Source organism: Microbacterium sp. ISL-103 (assembly GCF_018613995.1).
Taxonomy (GTDB): Bacteria; Actinomycetota; Actinomycetes; order Actinomycetales; family Microbacteriaceae; genus Microbacterium.
The window spans coordinates 1-10,576 of sequence record NZ_JAGGPD010000472.1 but is presented as its reverse complement, the minus strand read 5'-3'; the positions used below and the strand labels follow the sequence as shown (position 1 = coordinate 10,576).

The window sequence follows — 10,576 nt, the reverse complement described above, 5'->3', positions numbered from 1 at the left end:
GCGCGTGGTGGAGGGCGCGCAGCGACGCCTGGCCGCGGATCGCCGTGCCGAGGTATCCCGGTGCGCTCTGCTCGACGAGGAAGCAGCGCACGGCACCGTGCTCGGGCGCCGTCTCGTCGTCGACACGGGCCCACACGAAGGTGATGCCGCCGGAGGCTCCGTTGCCGATCCACTTCTTCGTGCCGCGGATGACCCATTCGTCGCCGTCGTGCCTGGCCACCGTCTCGAGCGAGACGGAGTCCGACCCATGGTCGGGCTCGGTCAGGGCGAACGATCCGAACACCGATCCGTCGGCGAGAGCGGTCAGCCACTTCTCCTGCTGCTCATCCGAGCCGAAGAGCGCGAGGGTGCGCAGTGCGAGTCCGCCCTGCACGGCCAGCACCGTGCCGAGCGAGCCGTCACCGCGGGAGATCTCCATGTTCACCAGGCCCGCGGCGAGGGGGGAGAGGCGGGTGAGGGACGCATGCTCGATGCCGTCGACCACGAGGTCCATCTCGCCCATGCGACGAGCCGCGTCGAGCGGATACTCGGCACGATCCCAGGCATCCGCCATCTGAGGGCCGACCTCGTCGATGTACTCCTTCGCGCGGTCCCACGCGGCCCGATCGGGCGCGGGGATGTCGGCGAAGACGGCGTAGTAGTCGCTGTCCTGTCGTCCGGTGATGTCGTACGACGAGACGCGCTCGCCGGGGAAGGGGGAGGCTGCAGTGCTCATGGGGACTCCTTCGTGGCACCAAGTATCGTACTCTCTGAAACTCGGTTCCACGACCCCGGCCGGCGGAGCCTTACGCGGCGGTGTCAGTCGAGCTGCGAGCGCAGTCTGCGTGTGATCTCGGCCACCGGCATGGAGCGGGGAAAGACCGCCACCACGACATCGTCGGGGGCATCCGTCGCCGCTTCCGACGGCACTCCGTATCGACGGCGCACATCGCCGAGCGCCGACTGCAGGGTCGACAGCGGAACCTTCTTCTTGCCCCGCAGCAGCTGCCGCAGCACGTGATTGTGCACGGCGGTGACGAGGGCCGCGAAACCGACGGCATCCAGCGGATCGACGCCGGGCAGGGCGCCGCGCAGGTACTCGTCGAAGAGTCGTTCGTACCGGAATACCGTGATGATCTCCCGCTCGCGCAGCACCGGCACCTGCCGGACGATCTGATACCGCCGTCGAGCGAGCTCGGGGTCGTGCGCGAAGTGGGCGAACACCGACTCGGATGCCGCGCACACCGCGCCCCACGGGTCGTCGTGCCCCTCGGCGAGGAACTCGCGCAGTCGCTCGAGGAGCACCTCGTGGTCGGCGAAGACCACGTCTTCCTTGCCGCCGAACTGACGGAAGAACGTGGACCTCGAGACACCAGCCGCCTTGGCGATCTGCTCGACCGAGGTCTGATCGAAGCCCTGCGTCTGGAAGAGCTCGAGGGCGGCGGCGACGACGGCGTCGCGCGAATCGGGGAAGTCTCGCATAGCGAAATCCTAGGACCTCGCGGCCCCGACGCCACCGACTCCGACGCTTCGAGACGCTCAGGGGCGCTCAGGACGAGGTAGTAGGCTGGGCGACTGGTCGATGTCTCGACATCGAGAGAATTACCAGACAGCAGCCCAGTGAAGGAACCACAGTGGATCTGTACGAGTACCAGGCACGAGACGTTTTCGAAAAGTACGGAGTGCCGGTTCTCGCCGGCATCGTCGCCGACACCCCTGAGGAGGTGAAGGCAGCCGCTGAGAAGATCGGCGGAGTCGTCGTCGTCAAGGCCCAGGTCAAGACCGGTGGTCGAGGCAAGGCCGGCGGCGTCAAGGTCGCGAAGACCCCCGACGAGGCATACGAGGCGGCCAAGGCCATCCTCGGACTCGACATCAAGGGCCACGTCGTCAAGCGCGTCATGGTCGCCCAGGGTGCGCGCATCGCCGAGGAGTTCTACTTCTCCGTGCTGCTCGACCGCGCCAACCGCTCGTACCTGAGCCTCTGCTCGGTCGAGGGCGGCATGGAGATCGAAGAGCTCGCCGTCGAGCGTCCCGAGGCGCTCGCGCGCGTCGAGGTCAACCCGCTGACGGGCATCGACAAGCAGAAGGCGGTCGAGATCGCTCGCGCCGCCAACTTCCCCGAGGACCTCATCGAGAAGGTCTCCGACGTCTTCGTCAAGCTCTTCGACGTCTACAAGGGCGAGGACGCGACTCTCGTCGAGGTCAACCCGCTGGTGCGCACCGAAGAGGGTGACATCATCGCGCTCGACGGCAAGGTCACGCTCGACGACAACGCCTCCGAGATCCGTCACCCCGAGCACGAGGCGCTCGAAGACAAGGACGCCGCCGACCCGCTCGAGGCCAAGGCCAAGAAGAGCGGCCTGAACTACGTGAAGCTCGACGGCGAGGTCGGCATCATCGGCAACGGCGCAGGACTCGTCATGTCGACGCTCGACGTCGTGGCCTACGCCGGTGCGAACCACCACGGCGTGAAGCCCGCGAACTTCCTCGACATCGGCGGCGGCGCCTCGGCCGAGGTCATGGCCGCAGGCCTCGACGTCATCCTCGGCGACCCGCAGGTCAAGAGCGTGTTCGTGAACGTCTTCGGTGGCATCACGGCATGCGATGCCGTCGCCAACGGCATCAAGGGCGCTCTCGAGACCCTCGGCAGCGCTGCCTCCAAGCCGCTCGTCGTTCGCCTCGACGGCAACCGCGTCGACGAGGGTCGCGCGATCCTCGCCGAGTACGCGCACCCGCTCGTCACGCTCGCCAGCACCATGGACGAGGGCGCCGACAAGGCCGCCGAACTCGCCAACGCCTGATCGCAGAGAGACACAAGGACTAGAGAAATGTCGATCTACCTCAACAAGGATTCCAAGGTCATCGTCCAGGGCATCACCGGCGGCGAGGGCACCAAGCACACGTTACTCATGCTGAAGGCCGGCACCCAGGTCGTCGGCGGCGTGAACGCACGCAAGGCCGGCACCACGGTCGCGCACACCGACAAGGACGGCAACGCCGTCGAACTGCCCGTCTTCGCCTCCGTGGCCGAGGCCATGAAGGAGACCGGCGCCGACGTGTCGATCGCCTTCGTCCCGGGCGCCTTCACGAAGGACGCGATGATCGAGGCCGTCGACGCCGAGATCCCGCTGCTCGTCGTGATCACCGAGGGCGTTCCCGTCGGCGACTCGGCCGAGGCGTGGGCCTACGCGCAGAGCAAGGGCAACAAGACCCGCATCATCGGGCCGAACTGCCCCGGCATCATCACCCCCGGCGAGGCCCTCGTGGGCATCACGCCCGCCAACATCACGGGCAAGGGACCCATCGGCCTCGTGTCGAAGTCGGGCACCCTGACCTACCAGATGATGTTCGAGCTGCGCGACCTCGGCTTCTCGACCGCCATCGGCATCGGCGGCGACCCGGTCATCGGCACGACGCACATCGACGCGCTGGCCGCGTTCGAGGCTGACCCCGAGACCAAGGCGATCGTCATGATCGGCGAGATCGGCGGCGACGCCGAAGAGCGTGCGGCCGAGTACATCAAGGCGCACGTCACGAAGCCGGTCGTCGGCTACGTCGCGGGCTTCACCGCCCCCGAGGGCAAGACCATGGGCCACGCCGGCGCCATCGTCTCGGGCTCTGCGGGAACCGCTCAGGCGAAGAAGGAGGCCCTCGAGGCCGCCGGAGTCAAGGTCGGCAAGACGCCGTCCGAGACCGCCGACCTGATGCGCGAGATCGTCGAGTCGCTCTAAGCGCTATACTCGAAGAGAAGGCCCTGGACTCCACTCCGGGGCCTTCTTTCATGCCCGGGGTGTCCTGGCATGCCCAGGGTCGTCTTGGTATGCCCAGCGTCGTGGCCGGCACAGCGAAAAGGGGCGGATGCTGATCAGCATCCGCCCCTTCGCTTACACCTGCGGTCAGGCGACGCCGAAGAGCGCCTCGATGGGGCCGCGGGCGAAGAAGACCACGAACCCGGCTGCGACGATCCACAGCAGCGGGCTGATCTTCCTCGCTTTGCCGGAGAACGCCTGCACGAGCACCCAGCTGACGAAGCCCGCGCCGATGCCGTTGGCGATCGAGTAGGTCAGCGGCATAACGGTGACGGTCAGGAACACCGGCAGCAGCACGCTGAACTCGGTGAGGTCGATGTACTTGATCTGGGCCATCATCATCGCGCCGACGATCACCAGCGCGGCGGCGGCGATCTCGGTGGGCACGATCGAGGTGAGCGGGGTGAGGAACATCGCCAGCAGGAACATGCCGCCGGTGATGAGGTTCGCGAAACCGGTGCGCGCGCCCTCTCCGATGCCGGCACCGGACTCGATGAACACGGTGCTCGACGACGATGACGTTCCACCGCCGATGATCGCACCGACACCTTCGACGACGAGCGCCGACTTGATGCGGGGGAAGTCGCCGTTCTCGTTCGCGAGGTCGGCTTCCTTGGCCAGACCCGTCATCGTGCCCATGGCGTCGAAGAAGTTCGAGAAGACCAGGGTGAAGACGATCATCACGATCGCGACCAGGCTGACCTTGCTGAAGTCGAAGCCGAAGTCGACCGCGCCGATGAGGCTCAGATCCGGCAGGCCGAACGGCGATCCGGTGAGTGCGGGAACGGTGAGTCCCCAGCCGCCCGCGTTGCCGTCGGCGGCTGCTCCGAGATGCCAGATCGCCTCGACGATCACCGCGAGCACCGTGCCCGAGACGAGGCCGATGAGCAGGCCGCCCTTGACTTTGCGGGCCACCAGGATGCCGGTGATGATCAGCGTGGCGATGAACAGCACGGTCGGAACCGTGGCTACCGATCCGCCGACTCCGAGTCCCACCGGAGGGGATGCGCTGCCGGTGGCCGTGACGAAGCCGGAGTTGACGAAGCCGATGAAGGCGATGAACAGGCCGATGCCGACCGTGATCGCGATCTTGAGCTGGAACGGGACGGCGTCGAAGATCATCTTGCGCAGCCCGGTCGCCGCGAGGAGGACGATCACGAGACCGTTGATCATCACGAGCGCCATAGCCTCGGGCCAGGTGACCTGGCCCACGACGGAGAACGCGACGAAGGCGTTGATGCCGAGGCCTGCGGCGAAGCCGAACGGCAGGCGGGTGATGAGACCGAACAGGATCGTCATCACGCCGGCGGTCAGTGCCGTCGCGGCTCCGACTGCGCTGAAGTTCAGTGTGTTGCCGGCGACGTCGGCCGATCCGGACAGGATGATCGGGTTGAGGATCACGATGTAGGCCATCGTGACGAAGGTCACCAGACCCCCTCGGATCTCGGTGCCGATCGTGGATCCGCGTCTGCTGATCTCGAAGAAGCGGTCGAGGGCGTTCTTGGGTTCGGCCTCTGAGCGGGTGGGGGACGGGGCAGTTGTCATCGGGAAACCTCCGCTGGAGACGATATCGTGTCGCTCGAGTAGCGCGCGCCCACAGGCGACGACAGGGTTCTCGTCGTAGTCTCGATTCGATATGCAACGCCTCCTCGTCGCGCTCCTCGCCGCCTTCGACGCCGCCATCGCCGCGGCAGTCGGATTGGTGGTGCTTCTCGCGCCGCTGACGCTGCTGTGGACGCTCTCGTTCGGCGTCACAGCCGACTGGGGTGCCCTCTGGCCGCTCACCGGAACGCTCTGGCAGTTCGGCCACGGCGTGCCGTTGAGCGTCGACGTCTCGACCGAGGTGCTGCGCGCCACGGGCATCGCGCCCGCTGCGGCCGCGTTCACGCTGTCGGTCACCCCGCTGGCGTTCCTGCTCTTCACGCTGCTGTTCGCCGCACGCTCGGGAGCCCGTGCCGCTCGCGCCGGGGCCTGGCTGCTCGGGGCGCTGTCGGGGGCCGTGACGTTCGGCATCATCGCGGTGGCCGTCGCGCTCAGCTCGCACCTCGGCGCGGCTCAGGCGGCGCTCGTGCCGGCGATCCTGCTCCCGACCGCGGTGTACCTGGTCGGCGCCGTCTGCGGCGCCGTGCGCATCGCCTGGGAAGACGGCGACGGCGGGATCCTCGACCGGGTGCACGATGTCGTCGACTCCTGGGGCGACTGGGGCCCGGTGCCGAGCGCCGCCGTACGAGGCGCCGCGTTCGCCGTGGTCGGGGTCACCGCGGTCTCGGCCGTCGCGGTCGCCCTCATGACGCTCATCCGCGGTGGCGAGGTCGTCGCCCTGTTCCAGGCCGCACGCGTCGACGCGCTCGGAGCCGGTGTCATCACCCTCGGACACCTCGCGTACCTGCCCACGATCGTCGTCTGGGCGGCATCCTGGCTCGCCGGCCCCGGCTTCGCGGTCGGCGTCGGCACAGCGGTGTCACCGGCCGGCACGCAGCTCGGCGTGGTCCCGGGAATCCCCGTGCTCGGACTCCTGCCCGAGAGCACGTCGATCTGGATGCTCGTCGTGATCATCCTGCCGATCGGTGCGGGTGCCTTCGCCGGATGGGCGGTGCGATCCCGACTCGTCTGGGAGGGCACGCCGCTGGGCGCCGCGCCGCGTGCCGCGATCGCCGGAGGCATCGGCCTGCTGACGGCCGCCGTCGCCGCCGTCGCAGCCCTGCTCGCCGGCGGATCGATGGGGCCCGGCCGCCTGGCCGAAGCCGGACCCGGTGTGCTGCCGTTCGCGCTGTCGCTCGGCGGAGAGGTGCTTCTCGGCGCGGCGATCCTGCTGCTGTCGCCCCGTCACCGCGACGAGCTGGCAGAGGAGCGCACCGACCGCTGGATCGCCGAGATGACGGCGTCGGACCGCTCCGTCGAGACTCGCGCGCACGAGGCGGCGACCGTGCCCTCTCGCCCCGGCGACGCTCTTCCGTACGTCACCGAGCCGGTCGACGACTTCCGACTTCCGAAGCGCGACCCCTCGGATCCCCTCGCCTGACACGCGGGTCGGTGCTCGTCGTCCGCCCCGGTAGACTGGGCGCGTGCTCACGGTCGCCGTTCTCATCTCGGGCACCGGCTCGAACCTTCGCGCCCTCCTCGAGGCCGCTCGCCACCCCGATTTTCCCGCGCGGGTGGTGGTCGTCGGAGCCGATCGCGAGGCCGACGGTCTCGCGCCCGCAGAGGAGTTCGGCATCCCCAGCTTCACCGTCCCGTGGCACGAGCACGCGTCCCGCGAGGCGTGGGGCGGGGGGCTCGGTCGCCAGCTGGCTGTCTGGAACGCCGACCTGGTCGTGCTCAGCGGGCTGATGCGGCTGCTGCCTGCCGGCCTCGTCGCGGCCCTGTCGCCGCGCCTGATCAACACGCATCCCGCATACCTTCCGGAGTTCCCCGGCGCCCATGGCGTCCGCGACGCCCTCGTCGCCGGCGTCACCCAGACGGGCGCGAGCGTCATCGTCGTCGACGACGGAGTGGACACCGGACCGATCCTCGCCCAGGAGCGGGTGCCTGTGCTCGCGACCGACACCGAGCACAGCCTGCACGAGCGCATCAAGCCCGTCGAACGCCGGCTGCTCATCGACGTGGTGCGCCGCATCGCGACCGGCGAGCTGCCGCTCACCTCTGCACCCTGAACCGATCCACGCACGCACCCCTCGCACGAAGGAGCCCATCATGGCCGGACCCCGCCACGACCACTCGCTGTACCGCGATCGCGACACCGTCCCGGTGCGCCGCGCGCTCGTCTCGGTGAGCGACAAGACCGATCTGCTCGTGCTCGCCCAGGCGCTCGCCGACGCAGGAGTGCAGATCGTCTCGACCGGATCCACCGCCGCGACCATCCGCGAGGCCGGCTACGAGGTCACCGACGTCGCCTCTGTCCCGGGCGTCGCCGAGGTGCTCGACGGCCGCGTGAAGACGCTGCATGCCAAGATCCACGGCGGACTGCTCGCGGATCTGCGCCTCGAAGACCATGAGCGTCAGCTCGCCGATCTCGACATCGAGCCGTTCGAGCTCGTCGTCGTGAACCTGTACCCCTTCGTCGAGACGGTGGCCTCGGGTGCGGAAGGCGACGACGTCGTCGAGCAGATCGACATCGGCGGCCCCGCCATGGTGCGCGCGGCAGCCAAGAACCACGCCAACGTCGCGATCGTCGTGTCGCCGCAGTCGTACCCGGGCATCATCTCGGCCATCGCCGCCGGCGGCACCACGCTGACGCAGCGTCGTGAGCTCGCCGCTCGCGCCTTCGCCCACACGGCCACCTACGACACGGCCGTCGCGTCGTGGTTCGCCGAGGGCACGCTCGGCGACGGAGACGACCTGCCGACCCACCTGACGATCCAGGCCGAGCTTCTGGCGACGCTGCGATACGGCGAGAACTCGCACCAGCGCGGCGCGATCTACACCCGCGTCGGCGGTCATGGCATCGCCCAGGCCACCCAGCTGCAGGGCAAGGAGATGTCGTACAACAACTACGTCGACGCGGATGCCGCGCTGCGCGCCGCCTACGACATGGTGAAGCCCGCCGTCGCGATCATCAAGCACGCGAACCCGTGCGGCATCGCGACCACCGCCCCCAACGCCCTCGACCCGATCGCCAGCGCCCACCTGCGCGCGCACGAGTGCGATCCGGTGTCGGCGTACGGCGGGGTGATCGCCGCGAACGGCACCGTGACCCTGCAGATGGCCGAGAACCTCAAGGACATCTTCACCGAGGTCATCGTCGCCCCGTCATTCGAGCCCGCAGCCCTCGAGGTGTTCAAGGCGAAGAAGAACCTGCGTCTGCTTCAGCTGCCGGAGGACTGGCAGCAGGAGCGCATGGATGTGCGCCTCGTCTCGGGTGGTCTGCTGCTGCAGGACGCCGACCGCTTCCCCGACGACATCGTCTCCGTCGCGAAGAACTGGGAGCTCGTCTCGGGCGAGCGCCCCAGCGACGAGGCGATGGAGAACCTCATCTTCGCGTGGAAGGCCTGCCGCGCGGTGAAGTCGAACGCGATCGTGCTGGCCAAGGACAACGCCACCGTCGGCGTGGGCATGGGCCAGGTCAACCGTGTCGACTCGTGCCGCCTCGCGGTCGAGCGCGCCGGTGAGCGTGCCGCAGGTTCCGTGGCCGCATCCGACGCGTTCTTCCCGTTCGCCGACGGTGCGCAGGTGCTGATCGACGCGGGCGTCACCGCGATCGTGCAGCCCGGCGGATCGGTACGCGATGAAGAGGTCGTGGACGCGGCCCGCAAGGCCGGCGTCACGATGTTCTTCACCGGAGAGCGCCACTTCTTCCACTGAGCGCGACGGCCTCGGGCCGGAACTCGACCAGACCCCTCGTGCCATGGAAGGCGCGGGGGGTCTCGTCGTCGGGCGGTCGGCGCGTGCGCGGGCCCGCACCGCGATGTCCGATTTCCGCCAGCCGGTGTCGGAGGGCGGTGGCAGAGTGGAGGCATGAGCTTCCCCGTGACCGACTTCGACGAGCGTTATCGCGCGATCAGTGCGCGCGACACGCGCTTCGACGGGCAGTTCGTCACCGCGGTGCGATCGACGGGCATCTACTGCCGCCCGAGCTGCCCCGCCCGCACTCCCAAGCCCGAGAACGTGACGTTCTATCCCACCAGTGCCGCCGCCCACGAGGCGGGCTTCCGCGCGTGCAAACGCTGTCTTCCTGGGGCGGCGCCCGGCTCGCCCGCGTGGGATCTGCGCAGTGATGCGGCGGCGCGCGCGATGCGCCTGATCGCCTCGGGGGTCGTCGAGCGCGAAGGGGTGTCGGGTCTCGCCGTGCGCCTCGGGTATTCGACCCGCCACCTCACGCGCCTGCTCTCGACAGAACTCGGCGCCGGCCCGCTCGCGCTGGCGAGAGCGCATCGTGCCCCCACGGCGCGGCTGCTGCTCGTCGGCACCGACATGCCCATCTCCGATGTCGCATTCTCTGCCGGATTCGCCAGCATCCGGCAGTGCAACGACACGATCCGCGAGGTGTTCGGGCTCACCCCGGGGGAGCTCAGGGCGAGACGGCGCCTGCCGGCATCCGCTGTTCCTGGCGCGATCGATCTCGTGCTGCCCTACCGGGGTCCGCTCGATGCGTCCGGCGTCTTCCGATGGATGGCGGCGCGCGCGGTCTCGGGGGCCGAGGTGGCGACAGCCACGTCGTTCTCCCGCACTCTGCGGATGGCAGGGGGGCCCGCCTGGTTCGAGGTGAGCCTCGACGCATCCGAACGCCTGCATCTGCGAGCCCGCGTCGCCCGGCTCGGCGACCTCGCCCCTCTGGTCGCGACGGTGCGGCGCATCTTCGACCTCGACGCCGATCCTGCGGCCGTGGATCAGGCGCTCTCGGCGCATCCCGAACTCGCGCCGCTGGTCGCCCGCACCCCCGGCATCCGTGTGCCGGGGTCTGCCGACCCGCACGAGATGCTCATTCGGGCGATGGTCGGTCAGCAGATCACCGTCGTCGCCGCTCGCACAGCCCTCACCGCCCTGACCGAGGCGCTGGGGGAGCGCACCGAGCAGGGGCTTCTCTTCCCGACCATGTCGGCGATCGCCGAGCACGGGGTCGACGTCCTTCGCGGACCGGGGGCACGCATCCGCGCGATCGTGGGTGCGGCCTCGGCACTCGCAGACGACTCTCTGCGGCTCACCGTCGGCGACGACGGGGTCGAGCAGCGGGCAGCGCTCCTGGCGATGCCGGGAATCGGGCCCTGGACGGCCGACTACGTGCGGATGCGCGTGCTCGGCGATCCCGACATCCTGCTGCCGGGCGATGTCGCGCTGCGCGCCGGTGCCCG

9 protein-coding genes are annotated in these 10,576 nt (G+C 69.1%); 6 read left to right on the top strand and 3 right to left on the bottom strand.

Annotated elements, in window-relative coordinates:
• Together J7E68_RS16115 and J7E68_RS16110 are read right to left on the bottom strand one after the other, a co-directional pair.
• Positions 1-715 (bottom strand): acyl-CoA dehydrogenase family protein (locus tag J7E68_RS16115; RefSeq protein ID WP_215174292.1); only part of this gene is annotated, 715 nt, incomplete at its 3' end.
• Positions 716-798: 83 nt separating this feature from the next.
• On the bottom strand, positions 799-1,461 hold the full coding sequence (locus J7E68_RS16110) for a TetR family transcriptional regulator (protein ID WP_215174290.1): 663 nt from the start codon (positions 1,459-1,461) through the stop codon (positions 799-801).
• Between the two features lie 152 nt (positions 1,462-1,613).
• Between J7E68_RS16110 and sucC the strand changes: the two genes are divergently transcribed.
• Both sucC and sucD read left to right on the top strand, forming a co-directional pair.
• Positions 1,614-2,780: an ADP-forming succinate--CoA ligase subunit beta gene (sucC, locus tag J7E68_RS16105; protein WP_215174288.1), complete on the top strand. Its 1,167-nt coding sequence runs from the start codon at positions 1,614-1,616 to the stop codon at positions 2,778-2,780.
• Between the two features lie 27 nt (positions 2,781-2,807).
• Positions 2,808-3,710, top strand: a complete 903-nt coding sequence (gene sucD, locus J7E68_RS16100; RefSeq protein WP_215174286.1) for a succinate--CoA ligase subunit alpha — start codon at positions 2,808-2,810, stop codon at positions 3,708-3,710.
• A gap of 165 nt (positions 3,711-3,875) precedes the next feature.
• Here the strand turns inward: sucD and J7E68_RS16095 are convergent, their stop codons facing one another.
• Positions 3,876-5,333: an NCS2 family permease gene (locus J7E68_RS16095; RefSeq protein WP_215174284.1), complete on the bottom strand. Its 1,458-nt coding sequence runs from the start codon at positions 5,331-5,333 to the stop codon at positions 3,876-3,878.
• A gap of 91 nt (positions 5,334-5,424) precedes the next feature.
• Here J7E68_RS16095 and J7E68_RS16090 point away from each other — a divergent pair, with 91 nt between their 5' ends.
• The 4 genes from J7E68_RS16090 to J7E68_RS16075 all read left to right on the top strand — a co-directional run.
• Positions 5,425-6,810 (top strand): DUF6350 family protein, encoded by a 1,386-nt coding sequence (locus tag J7E68_RS16090; RefSeq protein ID WP_251049071.1) that lies wholly within the window; start codon positions 5,425-5,427, stop codon positions 6,808-6,810.
• A gap of 43 nt (positions 6,811-6,853) precedes the next feature.
• Positions 6,854-7,441 (top strand): phosphoribosylglycinamide formyltransferase, encoded by a 588-nt coding sequence (gene purN, locus J7E68_RS16085; protein ID WP_215174276.1) that lies wholly within the window; start codon positions 6,854-6,856, stop codon positions 7,439-7,441.
• Between the two features lie 40 nt (positions 7,442-7,481).
• Positions 7,482-9,089 carry a bifunctional phosphoribosylaminoimidazolecarboxamide formyltransferase/IMP cyclohydrolase gene (gene purH, locus J7E68_RS16080; RefSeq protein WP_215174274.1) on the top strand — a complete coding sequence of 536 codons (1,608 nt, stop codon included), beginning with the start codon at positions 7,482-7,484 and terminating at the stop codon, positions 9,087-9,089.
• Positions 9,090-9,242: 153 nt separating this feature from the next.
• Positions 9,243-10,576 (top strand): AlkA N-terminal domain-containing protein (locus J7E68_RS16075; protein ID WP_215174272.1); only part of this gene is annotated, 1,334 nt, incomplete at its 3' end.